This window comes from Desulfovibrio sp. X2, from assembly GCF_000422205.1.
Lineage (GTDB): Bacteria > Desulfobacterota > Desulfovibrionia > Desulfovibrionales > Desulfovibrionaceae > Alkalidesulfovibrio.
Genome location: NZ_ATHV01000013.1, coordinates 26,534 through 46,155 on the forward strand (window position 1 = coordinate 26,534; position 19,622 = coordinate 46,155).

The window sequence follows — 19,622 nt, forward strand, 5'->3', positions numbered from 1 at the left end:
CCGTGGGGCTGTCCACATCGTGGTGGGCGCCTTCCGGCCCGTGAGGCCAGGGGAAGGAAAGATTCCAGGGCGACGGAGGATGTCCGCGCTTGTCGTGTGCGCCGTTGTGCGGAAGTCGTGTTGAAAGCCGCGAAAAACGGAAGGATGGGCGCAAGAGCACGCCTGCTGCAAGACCCGAATATATCGGCGCATCACGCCCCGCCCCGGCACGCGGAAATTCTGCGTCTTGGAGGAGAGACTGCGGGAATACCGCTCGCGCCGCCGCTTTCGCACCGGCAGCAGGGGGCCGCGCTGCAACCTTGCAGAACGGGCCGGGGCTGATCGGCGGGGAAAGCCCGCATTGCCGACCGCGAAGAGGCTTCGACAGTCCCGCGCACTACACGCGCGACTTCCTGATCCTGGCCGCGAGCTTCTTCGTCATCCAGGGCAGCAGCGCCACCGCCTACGCCCTGTTCGGCGCCAAAGCCTTCCGTTGGCTGCGCAAGCGCGGCCTCGCCCACGTCCAGGGCCGCGTCACCTCAGCCATCCTCGCCTGCGCCGCGGGCATGCTGGCGGTCAGCGAAAAGTAGCGCGGGAGGGGGCAGCTTTCGGACTAGGCTTTCCTCGAAGCGCCCCCGTGTTACCGGCGTGAAAGGCCGGCAACACGGGGACGCTTCGACACCTTGCCAAATGGGCCGGGGCTGGTACACTGCATGAACCCGTTTCGTGCCAACCACAAGGAGCCCCCATGCCTGTCGATGCCCTGGCCGGCAAGCCCGCGCCGCGCGATATACTGGTCAACGTTCCGCGCCTGATCGCGGCCTATTACGAGGAGACCCCTGACCCGGGCGAGGTGGAGCAGCGCGTCGCCTTCGGCACTTCGGGGCACCGCGGCTCCGCGTTCTCCCGCTCCTTCAACGAGCGGCACATCCTGGCCGTGGCCCAGGCCGTGTGCGACTACCGCGCCTCCAAGGGCATCGCCGGGCCGCTCTACATGGGCGCGGACACCCACGCCCTGTCCGAGCCCGCGCGCATGACCGCCCTGGAAGTCTTCGCGGCCAACGGCGTGCAGACCGTCATCCAGGAGGGGCTCGGCTTCACGCCCACGCCCGTGGTCTCCCACGCCATCCTCACGCACAACAGCGACGCCGCCAAGGCCAGGGCGGACGGCGTGGTCATCACGCCCTCGCACAACCCGCCCGAGGACGGCGGCTTCAAGTACAATCCGCCCGAGGGCGGCCCGGCGGACACCGGCGTGACCAAGTGGATCGAGGCCCGGGCCAACGAGCTGCTGGCCGCGGGCTGCAAGGACGTGAAGCGCGTGCCCTGGGCCAAGGCGCTTTCGGCCGCGACCACCCATCCCGGGGACCTGGTCATGCCCTACGTGCGCGACTTGGCCTCGGCCATCGACATGGACGCGGTCAAGGGCGCGAAGCTCAAGGTCGGCGTGGACCCGCTCGGCGGCTCGTCCATCGAGCACTGGCTGGCCGTGTCCGAATTCTACGGCCTTGACCTCGAGATCGTGAACACCGCCGTGGACCCGACCTTCGGCTTCATGCGCGTGGACGGCGACGGCAAGCTGCGCATGGACTGCTCCTCGCCCTACGCCATGGCCGGGCTGCTGGAGATGAAGGAGCACTTCGACCTGGCGCTCGGCAACGACCCGGACGCGGACCGCCACGGCATCGTCACGCGCGGGGCCGGGCTCATGAACCCCAACCACTATCTGGCCGTGGCCATCGACTACCTCTTCGGCCACCGCCCGGGCTGGAGCCCGGCGGCCAGGATCGGCAAGACCCTTGTCTCCTCGTCCATGATCGACCGCGTGGCCGCGCACCTCGGCCGCGGGCTGGCCGAGGTGCCGGTGGGCTTCAAGTGGTTCGTGGACGGGCTGCTTTCCGGCGGCTACGGCTTCGGCGGCGAGGAGAGCGCTGGCGCCTCGTTCCTGCGCCGCGACGGCACGGTCTGGACCACGGACAAGGACGGCCCGCTGCTCTGCCTGCTGGCCATGGAGATCATGGCGGTCACCGGGCGCGACCCGGCCGAGCACTACGCGCGGCTGACGGGGATGTTCGGCGCGCCGCTGTACGAGCGCATCCAGGCCCCGGCCAACCTGGCCCAGAAGAAGGCGCTCACTGCCATGTCGCCCGAGAGCGTCACGGCCAGGGAGCTCGCGGGCGAGCCCATCATGCGGGTGCTGACCCGCTCGCCCGAGGGCGACGCGCCCATCGGCGGGCTCAAGGTGGTCACGGAGAACGGCTGGTTCGCGGCGCGCCCCTCGGGCACCGAGGACATCTACAAGATATACGCGGAGAGCTTCAAAGGGGCCGACCACCTGAAGCTGCTGCAGCAAGAGGCGCAGACCCTGGTCTCCGGCGTCTTCGCCGCGGCGGGGCTCTGAGGCGCGGCCCTGCCGCGCGGAAGCGGGCCATGAAGAAGCTCGTCTGGGTCATCGTCGTCCTGCTCCTGGCCGGGGGCGCCTGGCTGCTCCTGCGCGGGGGGCGGGACAAGGGCGCGGTCAGGATCGTCTCCACGCAGACGCTTGGCCGGGGCACGGTGCGCAAGGTCCTGGAGGCCACGGGCATCGTCAAGGCCATGGTCGGCGCGCAGGTCAAGATCGGCGCGCGCTCCTCGGGCGTCATCGAGAGCATGCTGGTCAAGATCGGCGACCACGTGAACAAGGGCGACCTCATCGCCTCCATCGACTCGCGCGAGGAGAAGGCCGAGAAGATAGAGGCCGAGGCCAAGCTCGCGCGCGACGAGGCCGAGCTGAAACGGGTGCGCACGGTCTACCCGCTGCAGATTGCCGAGGCCGAGGCGCAGCTGCGCGAGGCCCAGGCCGAGCAGGACTACGCGGACAAGAACTTCGAGCGCCAGGAAAAGCTCGTGGCGCAGGAGCTGCAGGCCCAGGACGTGCTCGACCAGGCGCGGCAGAACTCGCTCACGGCGCGAAGCCGCGTGGCCGCGCGCGTGGCCACGGCGGCCAGGCTCAAGGAGGAGTTCACCCAGGAGCTCATCAAGGCGCACAAGGCCGTGAGCCAGGACCAGGCCGCGCTCGAGGCCGTGGACATCCGCCTCTCCTACAAGCGCATCGTCTCGCCCATCACCGGCATCGTCTCCCAGGTCACGGCCCAGGAGGGCGAGACCGTGGTCTCGGGCCTTCAGGTCTCGAACATCATCACCGTGCTCGACCCCACGCGCCTGGAGATGTGGATCTACGTGGACGAGACCGACGTGGGCCACGTGAAGCCGGGGCTGCCCGTGGAATTCACCGTGGACGCCTACCCGGGGACCGTGTTCCGCGGCAATATCGACCGCGTCTACCCGGAGCCCGAGGTGCGCGACAACATCGTCTACTACCTGGCCATCGTGAAGCTCGACCCGGAGCAGGCGGAGAAGCTCAGGCCCGAGATGACCACGCAGTGCCGGATCATCGTCGAGGTCAAGAAGGACGTGCTGGCCCTGCCCAACACCGCGCTCAAGTGGGTGGGCGACAGGCAGTACGTCTACGTCGAGGAGCCGGGCGGCGGTGTGCGCCGCGTGCAGCCCGAGCTCGGGCTGCAGGGCATCGAGACGAGCGAGGTGCTCTCCGGCCTTTCGGAAGGCGACAAGGTGGCCACGCAGATCGTCCTGCCCTCCACGGCGCTCTCCGGGACGGCGAAGTAGGGCGGCGGGAGGCCCCATGAGCGGACAGGCGGGCGTACAGGAAAGCGGACAGGCGAGGACTGCGGCGGACGCCGCGCTGCTGCGCCTTTCCGACGTGCGCAAGACCTTCCGCCAGGCGGACCTGGCCATCGAGGTCCTGCGCGGCGTCTCGCTGGCCATCGGGCGCGGCGAGTTCGTGGCCCTGCAGGGGCCGTCCGGCTCGGGCAAGTCCACGCTGCTGCACATCCTGGGGCTCCTCGACCGGCCGACCTCGGGCGGCTACGAGCTTGCCGGGCGCGACGTGGCGGCGCTCGACGACGACGCGCAGAGCGAGGCGCGCGGCAGGCTCATCGGCTTCGTCTTCCAGAGCTTCTACCTCATCCCGTACATCAGCGCCCTGGACAACGTCATGCTCCCCGGCCTCTACACCGAGGCCCCGGCCCACGCCGTGCGCGAGCGGGCCGCCTCCCTGCTGGCCCAGGTGGGGCTCGCCGAGCGCATGGACTTCCGCCCCACGCAGCTCTCGGGCGGGCAGCAGCAGCGCGTGGCCCTGGCCCGCGCCCTGATCAACGACCCGGAGCTGCTGCTCGCGGACGAACCCACCGGACAGCTCGACTCGGCCACCAGCGTGGAGATCATGGAGCTCCTCTCCGCCATCAACGGCCAGGGCAAGACCGTGGTCGTGGTGACCCACGACGAGGCCACCGCGGCCTACGCCCGCCGCCGCGTGGTGGTCGTGGACGGCCGCATCGCCCGAGAACCGGACGGGACGTCCGCGCGGGAATCCCCATGACCGCCCCGGCCCGGCTCAGACGCCTGCTGCGCCTGGCGGGCATGGCGCTGCACGCCCTGTGGGCCTTCCGCCTGCGCTCCTGCTTCGTCATCGCGGCCACCGGGCTCGGCATCGCCTCCCTGACCATCATCGTGGCCTCGGTGGACGGCGCGCAGCGCAAGGCCGTGGAGATCACCGATTCCTTCGGCCCGGACGCGGCCTTCGTGCTCGGCGGCGACATCTTCACCCGTGCCGTGGGGCAGCGCGTGTACACCATGACCTGGGAGGACGTGCGCCGCCTGCGCCAGTCCCTGCCCGGGGCCTATCTGGTGGTGCCGCTGCGGGCGCTCAGCAACATGCCGCTTCGCGCGGGCAGCCGGAACACGACCACGGACCTCCTCGTGGGCTCCACCGAGGACTACGCCCACGCCTGGAACTGGCCCCTGGCCGAGGGCCGGGACCTGACGCGCCAGGACGTGGACGAGGCGGCCAAGGTGGCGATCATCGGCACGGACGCCTCGCGCCTGCTCTTCGGCGACGCCTCGCCCGTCGGCCGCACCATCCTGGTCGGGGACGTGCCGTTCCAGGTCGTGGGCAGGCTCGCGGAGCGGGGCTTCTCCACGGGCCAGGGCCGGAACATCGACAACCGCGTGGTGGCCCCGGTGACCACCCTGGCGCAGCGCTTCGACATGGAGCGCAAGTTCTTCCGCGCCATCCGCATCAAGTTCCTCGACGTGCGCGACATGCAGGCCAACAAGGAGAACCTGCGCGCCTTCCTGCGCAAGCTCCACCGCCTCGGCCCCGGCGAGAAGGACGACTTCACCATCCTGACCGCGGACGAGGTGCTGAAGTTCCTCTCCGTGATCACCGGCGGGCTCGTGGCCTTCCTCGGGGTGACCGCGGCCGTGGCCATCCTCGTGGGCGGCTTCGTGCTGGCCAACCTCTTCTACCTGAGCGTCAGCGAGCGCGCGCAGGAGATCGGCATCCGCCGGGCCTTCGGCGCGCCCGCCAGGGCCATCATGCTGCAGTTCCTGTGCGAGGCCGTGATCCTGACCGTGATCGGCGCGCTCCTCGGCCAGCTGCTCGGGCTGCTTCTCGGCCAGCTCCTGGCGCGGCTGGACATCCTCGAGATCCGCATGTCCTGGAAGATCTTCGTCCTCTCCCTCGGCTCGGCCGTGGCCATCGGGCTCGTCTTCGGCCTGCGCCCGGCGCGCCGCGCCGCCGCCCTCGACCCCATCGAGGCCCTGCGGGGCTGAACTCCCGGTCCGCCCTTTCTGGCCGTCTTTCCGACCCGTCTTTCCGACCCGTCCTTCCGGCCCGTTTTCCCGACCCGTCCTTCCGACCAGCCGTCGGTGGGCTGTCGGCGCCCTTTTTGGTTGGGCGCCCAACCCAAAAAAAGGGGGCCCGAAGGCCCCCTTGGGATGTCGTTCGCGTCTCGTCTTCCGCCGCCACGGGGAAGGGAGCGCAAAATCTCGCTTCTAGGGAGTCATGCCGGCGGCCCAGGAGGGCACGCTGTGGATGTCGATGCCCCAGACCAGAGGCATGACGGCCACGGTGAAGACGGTCAGCAGGATGATGGCGATGAGGTTCATCCACATGCCGGTCTTGGCCATCTGCGGGATGGACACGCAGCCGGAGCCGAAGACGACGGCGTTGGGCGGCGTGGACACGGGCAGCATGAAGGCCATGGAGGAGGCAAGGCAGGCGGCGAACATGGGACCGTAGGGGTGGACCTTGATGGCCACGGCCGCGCTGGCCATGATGGGCATCATCAGGGTGGCCACCGCGGTGTTGGAGGTGACCTCGGTGAGCGCGATGACGCAGGCGATGACCAGGGCGGAGAAGCCCACCAGGCCGAGGCTGCTGAAGCCGACCAGGAACTCGCCCACGAACTTGTCCAGGCCCGAGGTCTCGAAGCCGCCCGCCAGGGCGAAGCCGCCGCCGAAGAGCAGGATCACGTCCCAGGGAATCTTCACGGCCGTCTTCCAGTCGAGCAGGAAGACGCCCTTCTTGGTGTCGATGGGGATGCAGAACAGGAGCAGGGCGCCCGCCATGCCCACGGTGGTGTCGGACACGGTCTTGAAGAGCGGGATCTTGATGAAGCCCATGGTCACCCAGATCGTACACACGGTCAGGCCCACGGCCACGATCCACTTCTCGGCCTTGGACATGGGCCCGAGCTTGGAGATCTCCTCGCGGATGACGTCCTCGCCCTTGCCGAGCGTCTGCCCGCGCATGGGGAAGAGGAAGCTGGTCATCAGCCACCAGGTGGCGACCATCATGATCGCGGCCAGCGGCACGCCCACGAACATCCACTGCGCGAAGCCGATGCTCTGGTGGTAGACCTTGTCCACCACGCCGACCATGACGGTGTTCGGAGGCGTGCCGATGATCGTGGCCACGCCGCCGATGCTGGCCGCGTAAGCGATGCCGAGCATCAGGCACTTGCCGAAGTTGGCCTCGGCCGACTCGGTGGGGCAGGCCTGCAGGAGGTCGTGCGTCGAGAAGCCGGTGACCTGCTGGATGACCGCGATGCCGATGGGCACCATCATCATCGCCGTTGCGGTGTTGGAGACCCACATGGAGAGGAAGCCGGTGGCCAGCATGAAGCCGAGGACCACGCGCGAGGGCGTGGTGCCCACGAGCTGGATGGTGTGCAGCGCCACGCGGCGGTGCAGGTTCCATTTCTCCATGGTCACGGCGATGAAGAAGCCGCCCATGAAGAGGAAGATCAGATGGTTGGCGTACGGAGTCGTCGAGGCGCTCGATTTCATGACTCCGAGCGCCGGGAAGAGGACGATGGGGATGAGGGCGGTCGCCGGGATCGGGATCGCCTCGGTTATCCACCACGTGGCCATGAGAAGCGTTGTCGCTGCCACCTTGAGCGCTGCCGGGCTCATGCCCTGCGGTAACGGCAGGGCGAGAACCAGCAGGAACAGGACAGGTCCCAGGAACAGACCTATCCGTTTCTGGAGAGGAAACCCTTCCATAAACGACTCCTTGGTGAAGGTTGTTGGGGGCGACGCCCCCGGATAACTCCGGGATGTTTGCGCCTTACGCTGTGGTCAGGTACCGGTCAATGCATCCGGATAGCCGCGCCGTACGGCGATTTGCGGGTGTGTGTTGAAAAAATGTGAATTAATTTTCAGACACGAACAGTCAAAAAGATACGATTTTGTCCGCACCCCGGCGGTGCCCGGAACCATGTCTCCGGCATGCCCCGCACAGGGCTGAAGAGAAGCGGTTGGAAGGGGGGCGACGCCCGGTCGGCCGTGGCGGCATGGGGGTGGGAGGCTGCCGGAAGGCGGTCTGTGGAGAGCGCCGGGGGGCGGAGGGGATAATAAGAAAAAGAACGCCCGGCCGCGCAAGCTGCGCGGCCGGGCGTCGTCGTGCCGGAATGGGGCCGGGCGCTAGGGACGCACGGTCAGGACCGGGACGGGCGAGGTCTTGACCACCTTCTCGGCCACGGAGCCGAAGAGGATGCGGTCCGCGCCCTTGCGTCCGTGGGTGCCCATGACGATCAGGTCCGCGCCGGACTTCTCGGCCTCGTCCAGGATGGCCTCGGGCGGATAGCCGATGACCACCCTGCCGGTGGCGGACACGCCCTTGAAATGCTCTTCCAGGGCCTTGTGCAGCTGCTCCTTGGCGCCCGCGCGGATCTCCTGCTCGAGCGAGCCGATCATGTCGGGAGCCACGTAGAGCTTGGCGTAGCGGTTCATGGCCGGGGCCACGTACAGGGCCACGACCTCGGCGCCCGAGCACTCGGCCAGCATGCGGGCGTAGCCCGCTATCTTGGCCATGGGCGGCGAGAAGTCGATGGGGCAGAGGATTGTGCGGGGCTTTTCAATGCTGATCATATGCCTGTTCCTTTCTGTTTCATGTCTCTATTATGAACATAATTTAAGATTGTATAATGCCATATGTGAAACGTATCGTGGCCTGTCCATCAGTTGCGTGAATATCTCACATCGGCTTCTTGTGAATTTTGTATCTTTAAAAATTTATCAGTATGTCGGTAGCCTAACTGTAAATGAGCGAATCTTGCGCGCACAGTGCCATACACTGTTCGGATAATCAAACAGTACCTCGGGCCCAAGTTGACTTGGTAGATATGCTATGATTTTTAAATACTGTCAAAATCCTCATCCGTGTTTCACCATTTAACGAGGAGAGGCTGGAGTATGAGCATCAGGAAAGTCGTGCAGCTGCTGGCCGTGGTCGTCATGGTCTGCGCCATGGCCGGCGCGGCCGTGGCCGGACCCATCGTCATCAAGTTCTCCCACGTCGTGGCGGAGGACACCCCCAAGGGCCTGATGGCCAACAAGTTCCGGGATCTGGTCAAGGAACGGCTCGGCGGCAAGGTCGTGGTCGAGGTCTACCCCAACTCCCAGCTTTTCAATGACGACAAGGTCATGTCCGCCATGCTGCTGGGCGACGTCCAGCTGGCGGCTCCGGCCCTGTCCAAGTTCGAGAAATACACCAAGAAGCTGCAACTCTTCGATCTGCCCTTCCTGTTCAAGGACATGGATGCCGTGGAGAGGTTCCAGAAGAGCGCCAAGGGCAAGGAGCTGCTGAACTCCATGACCGACAAGGGCATCCTCGGGCTGGGCTACATCCACAACGGCCTCAAGCAGCTGAGCTCGGACAAGCCCCTGCGCGTGCCCGAGGACGCCAAGGGGCTCAAGTTCCGCATCATGAGCTCGGACGTGCTCGCCGCGCAGTTCGACGCCCTGGACGCCGTGCCCGTGAAGAAGCCTTTCTCCGAGGTCTTCACCCTGCTGCAGACCAAGGCCATCGACGGCCAGGAGAACACCTGGTCCAACATGTACACCCAGAAGTTCTACGAGGTGCAGCCCTACATCACCGTGACCAACCACGGCCTGCTCGACTACATGGTCGTGACCTCCACCGAGTTCTGGAACGGCCTGCCGGGTGACGTCCGCACCGTGCTCGAGAAGTGCCTGGACGAGGCCATCACCTATGGCAACAAGATCTCGAGCGACCTGCAGGTCAAGGCCCGGCAGGACATCGCCGATTCCGGCCGCTCCCAGATCATCACCCTCACGCCCGGGCAGCGCGAGCAGTGGGTCGAGATCATGAAGCCGGTGTGGAAGAAGTTCGAGTCCGAGATCGGCAAGGACATGGTCGACGCCGCCGTTGCGTCCAACAAGTAGTCCGGGCAGGCGAGACCGCATGATCGCGCGCCTGTTCAACAGCCTGGAGGAGGGTGTCATCATCCTCCTCCTGGCTGCCATGACCCTGCTCGTCTTCGTCGAGGTGATCCTTCGCTTCGTCTTCAACACCGGGCTGCTCTGGGCCGAGGAACTGACCCTGGCCATGTCCGCCTGGATGGTCCTCTTCGGGGCCTCCTACGGCATCAAGGTCGGCTCGCACATCGGCGTGGACGCGGCCATCAAGGCCATGCCCAGGGGCGCGCGGCGCGTGGTCACCGGCGTGGCCATCTGCTGCGGACTGGCCTACTGCGTGATGATCATCTACGGGGCCTTCATCTACGCCCAGAAGATGCACAGCATCGGCCTGGAGATGCAGGACCTGCCCGTGCCCCGCTGGCTGTCCCACGGCGTGCCCCTGATCGTCGGCTTCGCGCTCATCGGCTGGCGGCTCCTGGCGCTCTTGTGGAAGGTCGTGCGCGGCGAGGCGGAGAGCTTCGCCCTGACCGACGAGGCCAAGGACAGCATGCGCCTCGTGGAGGAGGCCAGGCGCGCCGCGGGCGAGCCCGGAGGCGACGAGCCGGGAGGGAATGACGCCGGGCCCGGCGGAAACGGGGAGGCGACGCGATGACCACCGCCGCGCTCTTCATCATCCTCTTCCTCTGCCTGGCCACGGGCATGCCCATCGCGCTGGCGCTGGGCTTCTCGAGCATCACGACCATCGTGCTGTTCTCGAACGATTCGCTGGCCTCCATAGCGCTCAAGTACTTCGCGACCCTGTCGGAGCACTACACGCTGCTGGCCATTCCCTTCTTCATCCTGTCCTCCGTCTTCCTGTCCACGGGCGGCGTGGCCAACCGCATCATCCGCTTCGCCATCGATTCCGTGGGCCACATCCGCGGCGGCCTGGCCATGGCCTCGGTCCTGGCCTGCATGCTCTTCGCCGCGGTCTCCGGCTCCTCGCCGGCCACCGTGGCGGCCATCGGCGCCATCGCCATCGGGGCCATGGTGCGCGCGGGCTATCCGGAGGAAATGGCCGCGGGCGTGATCTGCAACGCGGGCACGCTCGGCATCCTCATTCCGCCCTCCATCGTCATGCTCGTCTACTGCGCCGCGACCAACGTCTCGGCGGCCAAGCTGTTCATGGCCGGCTTCATCCCCGGCATCGCGCTCGGCCTGACGATCATGGTCGCGATCTACATCATCTCGCGCGTGCGCAACTATCCGGCCCTGCCCTGGCCCGGCTTCAGCGCGCTCGGGCGCTCCTTCGTCTCGGCCCTGGGCGGGCTCATGCTCATCGTCATCGTGCTCGGCGCCATCTACGGCGGCGTGGCCAGCCCCACCGAGGCCGCCGCGGTCTCGGTGATCTACGCCTACCTCGTGGCCGTGTTCGTCTACCGGGACATGGGGCCGCTCAAGGAGGTGCCGTGGCGGCTTCCGGGCGAGTCGCTCGGGGCGTCCATGGGCCGCAACACCGTGGCCATGCTCGCCGCCTTCCCCAAGAGCATGGTGGACAAGGACGTCAAGCGCGTCCTGCTGGACGGAGCCAAGGTCAGCATCATGCTCCTGTTCATCATCTCCAACGCCATGCTCTTCGCCCACGTGCTGACCACGGAGCGCATCCCGCACCACATCGCGGAGCTCATCGCCGGCTGGGGCCTTCCCGCCTGGGGCTTCCTGATCGTGGTCAACCTGCTGCTGCTCATGGCGGGCAACTTCATGGAGCCGTCGGCCATCCTGCTGATCATGGCCCCGATCCTCTTCCCCATCGCCATGCGCCTGCACATCGACCCCATCCACCTCGGCGTGGTCATGGTCATCAACATGGAGATCGGCATGATCACCCCGCCCGTGGGGCTCAACCTGTTCGTCACCGCGGGCATAACGGGCAAGCCGTTGACCTGGGTGCTCAGGGCGGCCCTGCCGTGGCTCCTGATCCTGCTGGCCTTCCTGGCCGTCACGACCTACGTGCCCGAGATGTCCACCTTCCTGCCCGACTATCTGGACTCCCTGAAGGGCTTCAAGTAGCGGCAGGACCCGGCGCACGGCGCACAAGAGGCGGCCGCCTCCCGAACGGGAGGCGGCCGCCCGCGTCTTGGGCGTGCTCGGGCGCCCCGGCGGGAACGGGAAGGCCCCTCGAGGGCCGTAAACCGGACCGATCCGGTCTTTCCGGAGCCGCCCGGGCGTGACACGACCGCGGTCTGGGGATAGATGTAAAAGTATGACGCAGCCGCGCATCGAACTGACCCTGACCTGGGCCGAAGGCATGGCCCAGGTCCCCCGCGCCGCCTGGGACGAGCTGGCGCAGCCGAGCCCCTTTCCGTTCCTGGAATGGGACTGGCTCGCCCTGACCGAGGAGTCCGGCAGCGCCTGCGCGGCCACGGGCTGGCTGCCGCGCCACCTGCTGGCCTGGCGGGGCGACAGGCTCGTGGGCGCCGCGCCCTTCTACATCAAGGGGCACAGCGGCGGGGAGTTCGTCTTCGACCACGTCTGGGCCGAGGTCGCGGGGCGGCTCGGGCTGGCCTACTACCCGAAGCTCGTGGGCATGGTGCCCTTCACCCCGGCCACGGGCTACACCTTTCTCGTGGCCCCCGAGGAGGACCGCACCGACGTGGTCTTCCGCATGGGACGCGAGGTGCTGCACACCTGCTGGTCGCTCGGCCTGTCCGGGGTCAACTGCAACTTCGTGCATCCGGAGCTGCCCGGCGAGCTCGACCCGCTCGGCTTCAGCGTCTGGGAACACCAGGGCTACCTCTGGGAGGACCAGGGCTATGCGAGCCTTGACGACTTCCTGGCGCGCTTCCGGACGAGCCAGGCGCGCAACGTGCGGCGCGAGCGCGCGGGGCTGGCCGCGCAGGGCGTGCGCGTGGAGATGATCGAGGGCGGCGACATCTCGCCGCGGCTCATGCGCCTCATGTACCAGATCTACGTGCGCACCAACGCCAAGTTCGGGCCCTGGGGCTGCAAGTTCCTGACCCGGGCCTTCTTCGAGGAACTCGTGGCGCGCTGCGGCTCCCGCCTGGTCCTCGGGGCGGCATTCCGCGCCGGGCAGGGCGATCCACTGGCCCTGGCGCTCTTCGTGCGCAAGGGCGACAGGCTCTGGGGCCGCTACTGGGGCTGCTTCGAGGAAGTCCGCCACCTGCACTTCGAGACCTGCTACTACACGCCCATGACCTGGGCCATCGAGCGCGGCGTGCGGCTCTTCGACCCCGGCATGGGCGGCGTGCACAAGGCCCGGCGCGGCTTCGTCTCCTCGGCCTGCCTGAGCCTGCACCGCTTCCTGGATCCGCGCATGAGCGGCCTGCTCAAGGCGCACATCGGCGAGATCAACGAGCTCGAACGGGCCCACATCGCCGAGATGAACGAGCTCCTGCCGTTCGCCTGACCGCCTCTCCCGTCCGTTCTTCCCTCCTTGCACCCGAATCGAGACCGGATTTTCTCCGGCGACGCACCTCCATTGCCGAAGCGATTTCAGAGTGCGCGAGCAGCGCTTGCCATAATTATTGAATAGCTGTTCAGTTCTAAGCGTCTAATCGACAACATCCAAGAATATAATGGTACTTCCAGTCATGTTGGTCGTCCAACCAATGTTTTGCCCGGGGGTTTTTGTGTATTTTGGGAAATGCGGCTTGATTTTTGTCCCAAGTCAGGGCATCAAGTTAAACAGGCATTCAGCTTGAAGGGGATTGGCAGGCTGCGGCGGGTCCAATTCTTGGTGCTGGACGAGAAAGGAATCTTTGCCGCATCGGTGCCACATGGTTTGAAGGGGCATTCACCCCGTCAGGGGGAGGAGGTGGACGACATGAACGTGACGCAAATTCTCCACGAATCCATCGTCAGGCGCCGGGGTCTCGCCAAGCAGGTCGCCAAGGCTCTGGGCAAGCCGTATTCGACCCTGCTGCGCGAGCTCAACCCCTGGGACAGGGGGGCCAAGATCGGCGTGGACGACCTCTCGGCCATCCTCAGGTCCAGCGGGGACGTCTCGGCCCTGCGCGCCATCGCCGAGGATCTCGGCTACCGCCTTACGCCCGCGCGTGAGAAGAAGCTCTAGCGACCATTGGGAAGAAGGGTGGGGAAACGGGAGGCCCGCCTCGGCGGGCCTCTTGCTTTCGGGCGGCGTTCTCGCCTCCCAGGCGTCGGCCGCCCGCCGGGAATTCTCTTCGGAACGCTCTAGTATACAGTCGTGAAGCCGCGCGGGGCCAGGTCCCATTTGGCCCCGTAGACGTGCACCCGCCGCGTCGGCCGCCCGTCGGGCCCGGCCAGCGGGCCTCCCGCATGGAGCCAGGCCAGCAGGCCGCCGGCCAGATTCTCCACCTCGGGCGCCTTGCCGCCGTCGGCCTCGAGATCCCTGATCCATTCGCCGCTTCTGTAGCTGATGGTGCAGTAGGCGACGACCGTCTTGCCCGCGAAGCGGGCCGGGTCCTGCCGCCATGCGGCGAGGAAGTCCGGGGGCGTGAGCGCGCCGGGAATGACGGAGACCTCCCGCTCGCGCGGCTCCCGCAGATCCACGAAGACCGCCTTGCCCGCCTCCTGGAGATACAGGGCCCGCCCGGCCGAGATGTCCGGCACGGCCGGGAAGTCCTTGGCGTAGTCCCGATACATGGCCATGGCCATGGTCAGGCGTCTGGTGTCGTCGAGGTCCGCGTAGTCCGGGGAGAGGTGCTCGCGCGCGAGCAGGGCAGCCGCCACGGCGAAGGCCGCGAGCAGCAGCAGGAATCGCAGTCGCTTGCGGTGTGTGGCGGAAGCCGCGAGCGCCATCAGCCGGGCCTTGGTCCGAGCCGGAGGCCGGGTCCCAGGCCGAGCCGCTTGATGAAGCCGAAGGGCTTTTTCGCCTTGCGTCCGGCCGCCGGATCGGCCACCTGCTCCAGGGAGGGGCGAAGCTCCAGGGCGAGGCGCGCGACCTCTGCCGCGGCCCAGGACGTGAGGCCCTCGCACTGCTCGAAATGCGCCCGCTTGTCCTTCTTCACCGCCTTCGTCAGCACGCGGCAGCAGGCCGCGCCGTGGCTCTTGGTGAAGCGCTCGTGCAGCGCGGCCGAGGCCTCGCGCACGGCCTTGCGAGAGAGGGGGCGCGCAAGGGAGGGGCCAGGGGAGGAGAGCAGCAGCCCGAGGGCCACGGCCGCGCCGGAGAGCGCGCCGCACAGGCAGCCCTGTCCGCCGAGCCCCACGGGCAGCGCGGCGCTCATGCCCACGGCCTGCTCGCGCGTCAGGCCGCAGGAAAAGATCTCGTTCACGGCCACGAGCACGGCCTCGGAGCAGAGCAGCTCGCGCTCGTGGTAGAGGCCCTGGGCGCGACGGCGCACGGCGTCCACGATCTCGCCGTCCGCCTGGGTGGTGGCGGGCGCGGCGAGCTCGGTGCCGGGGATGGTCATCGCGTCCTCCCCGGTCGGCCGAACGCGCGGATGAAGACTCTGCTCATATCCTTGTGAGGTAGGGCCGCGGGGCGGTGCGGTCAAATAGATAGTCCTGATGGAGCCGCGTGCATTCATCGGCTCTCCGGACAGACCTCACGCAGCGCCCTAGCGCACGGTGAAGGGCACGGAGCAGACGACCTCGCCGTTCTCCTCGGCCAGGGTCACGATCCAGCGACCGCGGGACTTCTCGCCGTCCATGTTCTTGAGCAGCCAGATGCGGAAGCCCCTGGCGCCCGCCGGGATGTCCACGCCGCTCTTCTGCGCCTCCTGCCAGGCCCCCATGTCCGAGGGCTTGGCGCCTTCGGGCAGGAAGTTCCAGGTGGCGGTCAGGTGCACTGCCTCGTCGGAGTCGAGCCTGAGCCAGACGTAGACGCGGTCGAGCCCGGAGGCGGCGAAGCTCGGCTGGGCGGTGGAGGCGGGCGGCAGCACGGAGATGCCGTCCACGGGCTCGCGGAAGCTCGCCGAGTGCGGATCGAGGTCCATCTTCTCCGAGATCTTGATCTCGGTCACGCTCGTCGCGGCCCGGGCCGGGGCGGCCGCGAGGGCCAGCAGCAGGCCCGCGCACAGGGTCGCGGCGACGGTGCGGGTGAGGGTGCGGCCGATGGTGCGGCCGATGGTGCGGCCGATGGTGCGGCAGAAGGTGGGGGTGGCCGGGGATTTCGCCAGGGGGAAGGGGGCACGCACGGGGTTATCTCCTCTCGTCGTCCGCGGGCCGCGCGAGGCGGCACCAGTGATCGTAGTAGGCGGCCTGTCCGCCCATGTCGGCCTCGCGTCCGACGAGCAGGGCGTTCACGCCCTGGCCGCAGGAGAGCCAGCCGCCGCGGGGGACGTACACGCAGTCCGGGGAAAGGCCCGGCTTGGCCTCCAGGCGCACGCGGAGCATGCCGCGCGGTCCGTGGAGCTCGGCCGTCTCGCCCGGGGCGAAGCCTTCGGCCTGAAGGCGCTCGGGCGCCAGGAAGACCGTGAGGTCGTCTTGCTGCTCGGCCATGGGGATCTGCGAGAGCAGGTACCTCTTGCGGATCGTGGACAGCAGGCGCAGGGGGGAGTGCACAGGCGCGGCAGGCTCGGCGTGCAGCGTCTCGGGCAGGCGGCACAGGCCGTCCGGATGGGCGTAGACGCCGCCCTCGTAGGGCACGCCGGGGGAGGGCGCGGCCAGGTGGACCGCGGCGCGCAGTTCCCCGGGCGTGGTCTGCACGCGCTCGGCGCAAAGCGCCTGCGCGATGACCTTCTCGGCGTCGGGGAAGGGCACGGGCGGAGAGAGGCGCGCGGCCACGGTCGCGGCGATCTCGAAGTTGCCGCGCGTCTCGCCGCGCGGAGGCACCACGGGCGCGGACCAGTGCACGAAGCTGGCCATGGAGGGCGCGGCCACGTCCTCGCACTCGAGCATCAGCGCGGGCGGCAGGACGACGTCGGCGCAGCGCGTGGTGTCCGTGGGAAACGGCTCCACGGCCACGGTGAAGGCGCGCGCGAGCTCGTCCTGGATGGCGCGGCTGTCCTGGCCCTGCGTCACGATGTTCGTGCCCTCGACCCAGATCATGCGCACGGGTTCGCCTTCCTCCCGGGCCCGGGCGAGGTCGCCGCCGAGGTCCGCGTAGGAGAAGGTGCGCGGCGCGGCCGTGTGCGGCCTGCCGAAGCTCCCGTCCAAGAGGCCGCGCTCGCCCGCGGCGTAGTGCACGTTTCCGCCCGCCACGCCCACGTTGCCCGAGACCGCGACCAGGGCGGCCACGAAGGCGGCGTTCTCGCCGCCGAAGGCGTAGCGCTGCAGCCCCCGGCCGAGCAGGGTGGCCGTGGGGCCGTCGGCATAGGCCTTTGCCAGGGCGGCGGCGTCGTCCGGCGTGACGCCCGCCGCGTCGCACAGCGCGTCCACGTCCTGGCCGCGCAGGAGACCGAGGAAGGCCTCGGCGTTCTTCGCGCGCGCCAGCGCCGCCGCGGGCAGGCGGCCGGAGTCGAGCAGGATGCGGGCCGCGGCAGCGGCCAGGAAGCGGTCCATGCCCGGCCGCACCACGATCTGCGCGTCGCTGTACGGGGCGTAGTTCCCGTCGCCGGGCGAGACGGTCAGCGCTCGGGCCCCGTTCCTGCGCGCCTCGTTCACCAGGCGGCCGATGTGCGGGCTCTGGGCGTCCAGGTTCCTGCCCCAGTTGACGACGCTTTTGGCCTTCACGAGGTCGGAGTAGTCCGGGTCGTGCATGGCGCCGAAGACCCCGGCCAGCGCCTCCTTGCCCGCGCCCAGGCACATGGTCCCGGACATGCGGGCCGTGCCGAGCCTGTCGAAGAGGTGCACCGAGGCCCGGTAGAGGAGGCCGCCGGAGGCGTTGCCGAAGACGTGCAGGATGTCCCCGGGCGTGGCGCGCAGGGCGTCCAGGCGTTCGCAGACCAGGGAGAGCGCCTCGTCCCAGGAGGCCTCGCGCACGCGGCCCGTGGACTTGTCGCGGATCTGCGGGGCCAGGATGCGCTCCGGGGAGGCGATGCGCTCCATGAAGCGCGCGGTCTTGGCGCAGACGATGCCCGCCGTGTAGGGGTGGTCGGCGCGGCCCTTGATGCTGGTGATGGTCCGGCCTTCCGCGTCGCGCTCGACGAGGAGGGCGCAGCCGTTGGGACAGTGGCGGGTGCAGGAGGTGAGAATCGGGGGCATGGGGCTTTGACCTGTGGTCCGGCCGGGGTTTCGGGCGAACGCGCGGGCGGCCGGGATCGTCCGGCCGCCCGCGCGGGGATTCCAATGTCAGGCGGAGAAGCGCTCTTCCAGGTCCTTGGCCGCGGCTTCCACGTCGCGCTTGAACTTCTCGCGCAGGGCCACGAGCTTCTTCGCGAGCTCCGGGTCGCCCAGGGCCAGGATCTGCGCCGCCAGGTACGCGGCGTTCTTGGCCCCGGCCTTGTCCAGGGCCAGGGTGCCCACCGGGAAGCCCGGAGGCATCTGCAGCGTGGCCAGCAGGGCGTCCATGCCCGAGAGGGAGGAGGCGTTCAGCGGCACGCCGAGCACCGGGCGGGTGGTCTTGGCGGCCACGGCCCCGGCCAGGTGGGCGGCCATGCCCGCAGCGCAGATGAAGACCTGGCAGCCGTCGGCCTCGAGCTCGCGGATCAGCGCCTCGGTGCGCTCGGGCGTGCGGTGGGCCGAGGTCACGGTGAAGCGGCAGGGGATGCCGAGTTCCCTGAGCGTCTCGGCGCAGGGCCGCATCTTGTCCTCGTCGGAGATGGAGCCGATGAACACGGCGACCTTGATCATTTATTCTCTCCCTCGGACTCCCACTTGAGCCCCTTCTCGCCGATGTCGCGGCGGCAGTAGCTGTGCGCGAAGGATATCTTGCCCACGGCGGAGTAGGCCCGGCCCCGGGCGTCGGTGAGGTCGTCGCCCAGCGCCGTGACGCCGAGCACGCGGCCGCCCGTGGAGACGAGCCAGCCGTCCTCGTCGCGCTGGGCGCCCGCCACGAAGACCTTGCAGGCGGAATCGGCCTCGGCCTCGTCGATGCCCGTGATGCGCATGCCCTTGGCGTAGCCGCCGGGGTAGCCCTCGGCGGACATGACCACACACAGCGCGGTCTGGGGCTTCCAGCGGATGTCCACCTGGTCCAGGCGGCCCTTGCAGCAGGCCAGCATGATCTCCACGAGGTCCGTGTCCAGGCGCATGAGCAGGGGCTGGCACTCGGGGTCGCCGAAGCGCACGTTGTACTCCAGGACCTTGGGGCCGTCGGAGCTGACCATGAGCCCGGCGTAGAGCACGCCCACGAAGGGGTGGCCCTTGTTCTTCATGTGGCGCACGATGGGCAGCAGGACCAGTTCGGCCATGTCCTGGTAGGCGTCCTCGGGCAGGATGTGCGCCGGGGAGAAGGCGCCCATGCCGCCGGTGTTGGGGCCGGTGTCCCCCTCGCCCACGGCCTTGTGGTCCTGGCTCGACGGCATGGCCGCGATGCGCTCGCCGTCGCAGAACGCCAGGAACGAGACCTCCTCGCCGCCGAGCATCTCCTCGACCACGATCTTCTCTCCGGCCGTGCCGAAGCGCTTGTGCACCATGCTCTGCTCGAGCTCGAACAGGGCCTCCTGCACGCTCTGGCAGACGGCCACGCCCTTGCCCGCGGCCAGGCCGTCGGCCTTGATCACCAGGGGCGCGCCGGTCTCCTCGATGAAGTCCTTGGCCTGCGCGAAGTCCTCGAAGACCGCGAAGTGGGCCGTGGGCACGCCCGTCTCGAGCATGACCTGCTTGGCGAAGGATTTGGAGCCCTCGAGCTGGGCGCAGTACTCGGTGGGGCCGAAGCAGGGGATCTTCGCGTCGTGCATGGCGTTGGCGAGGCCCCGCGTCAGGGGCAGCTCGGGCCCGGCCACGACCAGGCCGACATCGTGCTTCTTCGCGAAGGAGACGAGCCCCTTCACGTCGTCGTCGCCGATGGCGACGTTCTCGCCCAAAAGGGCGGTGCCGCCGTTGCCGGGGGCTGTATAGATCTTCTCGACCAGGGGGCTTTGGGCGATTTTCCAGGCCAGGGCGTGTTCCCGGCCGCCGGAGCCGACGATGAGGACGTTCACCATGATCCTCCAAATAGTGTGGTGGGCGGAAGATAGAGCAAAGCCCGCGGCCTTGCAAATGCGCGGCCGCGGGCCTGAACGCCGGTGCGATCCGCCGCCCGGGGATTCCTCGGACGGCGGGCCGCCCGCAGG

General features: G+C 68.4%; 18 protein-coding genes. 10 read left to right on the forward strand and 8 right to left on the reverse strand.

Annotated elements, in window-relative coordinates; all coding sequences use genetic code 11:
* Positions 1-299: 299 nt before the first annotated feature.
* From DSX2_RS04645 to DSX2_RS04665, 5 genes are all read left to right on the forward strand, one after another.
* Complete coding sequence (locus DSX2_RS04645; protein ID WP_020879990.1) at positions 300-569, forward strand: hypothetical protein; 270 nt, start codon at positions 300-302, stop codon at positions 567-569.
* Positions 570-727: 158 nt separating this feature from the next.
* Entirely contained in the window at positions 728-2,380 is a 1,653-nt protein-coding gene (pgm, locus tag DSX2_RS04650; protein ID WP_020879991.1) for a phosphoglucomutase (alpha-D-glucose-1,6-bisphosphate-dependent), read from the forward strand.
* A gap of 29 nt (positions 2,381-2,409) precedes the next feature.
* Positions 2,410-3,645, forward strand: a complete 1,236-nt coding sequence (locus tag DSX2_RS04655; protein ID WP_020879992.1) for an efflux RND transporter periplasmic adaptor subunit — start codon at positions 2,410-2,412, stop codon at positions 3,643-3,645.
* A gap of 16 nt (positions 3,646-3,661) precedes the next feature.
* Positions 3,662-4,417, forward strand: a complete 756-nt coding sequence (locus DSX2_RS04660; RefSeq protein WP_020879993.1) for an ABC transporter ATP-binding protein — start codon at positions 3,662-3,664, stop codon at positions 4,415-4,417.
* Entirely contained in the window at positions 4,414-5,652 is a 1,239-nt protein-coding gene (locus DSX2_RS04665; RefSeq protein WP_020879994.1) for an ABC transporter permease, read from the forward strand. Before DSX2_RS04660 ends, DSX2_RS04665 begins: the two co-directional genes overlap by 4 nt.
* A gap of 222 nt (positions 5,653-5,874) precedes the next feature.
* Here the strand turns inward: DSX2_RS04665 and DSX2_RS04670 are convergent, their stop codons facing one another.
* Together DSX2_RS04670 and DSX2_RS04675 are read right to left on the reverse strand one after the other, a co-directional pair.
* Complete coding sequence (locus DSX2_RS04670; protein WP_020879995.1) at positions 5,875-7,386, reverse strand: DASS family sodium-coupled anion symporter; 1,512 nt, start codon at positions 7,384-7,386, stop codon at positions 5,875-5,877.
* 420 nt (positions 7,387-7,806) lie between these two features.
* A complete protein-coding gene (locus tag DSX2_RS04675; RefSeq protein WP_020879996.1) occupies positions 7,807-8,253 on the reverse strand; it encodes a universal stress protein in 447 nt (148 codons plus the stop codon).
* A gap of 324 nt (positions 8,254-8,577) precedes the next feature.
* On the opposite strand from DSX2_RS04675, the gene DSX2_RS04680 reads away from it, so the two are divergent.
* From DSX2_RS04680 to DSX2_RS04700, 5 genes are all read left to right on the forward strand, one after another.
* Positions 8,578-9,570: a TRAP transporter substrate-binding protein gene (locus DSX2_RS04680; RefSeq protein WP_020879997.1), complete on the forward strand. Its 993-nt coding sequence runs from the start codon at positions 8,578-8,580 to the stop codon at positions 9,568-9,570.
* A 19-nt stretch (positions 9,571-9,589) separates the two neighbouring features.
* Positions 9,590-10,198, forward strand: coding sequence for a TRAP transporter small permease (locus tag DSX2_RS04685; RefSeq protein WP_020879998.1), 609 nt, complete (start codon positions 9,590-9,592; stop codon positions 10,196-10,198).
* A complete protein-coding gene (locus tag DSX2_RS04690) occupies positions 10,195-11,595 on the forward strand; it encodes a TRAP transporter large permease (protein WP_020879999.1) in 1,401 nt (466 codons plus the stop codon). Before DSX2_RS04685 ends, DSX2_RS04690 begins: the two co-directional genes overlap by 4 nt.
* A gap of 193 nt (positions 11,596-11,788) precedes the next feature.
* Positions 11,789-12,952 carry a GNAT family N-acetyltransferase gene (locus DSX2_RS04695; RefSeq protein ID WP_020880000.1) on the forward strand — a complete coding sequence of 388 codons (1,164 nt, stop codon included), beginning with the start codon at positions 11,789-11,791 and terminating at the stop codon, positions 12,950-12,952.
* A 417-nt stretch (positions 12,953-13,369) separates the two neighbouring features.
* Complete coding sequence (locus DSX2_RS04700) at positions 13,370-13,618, forward strand: phage regulatory CII family protein (RefSeq protein WP_020880001.1); 249 nt, start codon at positions 13,370-13,372, stop codon at positions 13,616-13,618.
* A 119-nt stretch (positions 13,619-13,737) separates the two neighbouring features.
* Here DSX2_RS04700 and DSX2_RS04705 read toward each other — a convergent pair whose 3' ends face one another.
* The 6 genes from DSX2_RS04705 to purD all read right to left on the reverse strand — a co-directional run bounded on the left by DSX2_RS04705 (position 13,738) and on the right by purD (position 19,490).
* Positions 13,738-14,325, reverse strand: a complete 588-nt coding sequence (locus DSX2_RS04705) for a rhodanese-like domain-containing protein (protein WP_020880002.1) — start codon at positions 14,323-14,325, stop codon at positions 13,738-13,740.
* A complete protein-coding gene (locus DSX2_RS04710) occupies positions 14,325-14,936 on the reverse strand; it encodes a C-GCAxxG-C-C family protein (protein ID WP_020880003.1) in 612 nt (203 codons plus the stop codon). The genes DSX2_RS04705 and DSX2_RS04710 overlap by 1 nt, the downstream gene beginning before the upstream one ends.
* 147 nt (positions 14,937-15,083) lie before the next feature.
* Complete coding sequence (locus DSX2_RS04715) at positions 15,084-15,662, reverse strand: DUF2914 domain-containing protein (protein ID WP_020880004.1); 579 nt, start codon at positions 15,660-15,662, stop codon at positions 15,084-15,086.
* 4 nt (positions 15,663-15,666) lie between these two features.
* Entirely contained in the window at positions 15,667-17,610 is a 1,944-nt protein-coding gene (locus DSX2_RS04720; RefSeq protein ID WP_020880005.1) for a molybdopterin-dependent oxidoreductase, read from the reverse strand.
* An 87-nt stretch (positions 17,611-17,697) separates the two neighbouring features.
* Positions 17,698-18,198, reverse strand: coding sequence for a 5-(carboxyamino)imidazole ribonucleotide mutase (purE, locus tag DSX2_RS04725; RefSeq protein ID WP_020880006.1), 501 nt, complete (start codon positions 18,196-18,198; stop codon positions 17,698-17,700).
* Positions 18,195-19,490, reverse strand: a complete 1,296-nt coding sequence (gene purD, locus DSX2_RS04730) for a phosphoribosylamine--glycine ligase (protein WP_020880007.1) — start codon at positions 19,488-19,490, stop codon at positions 18,195-18,197. The genes purE and purD overlap by 4 nt, the downstream gene beginning before the upstream one ends.
* Positions 19,491-19,622: the final 132 nt, after the last annotated feature.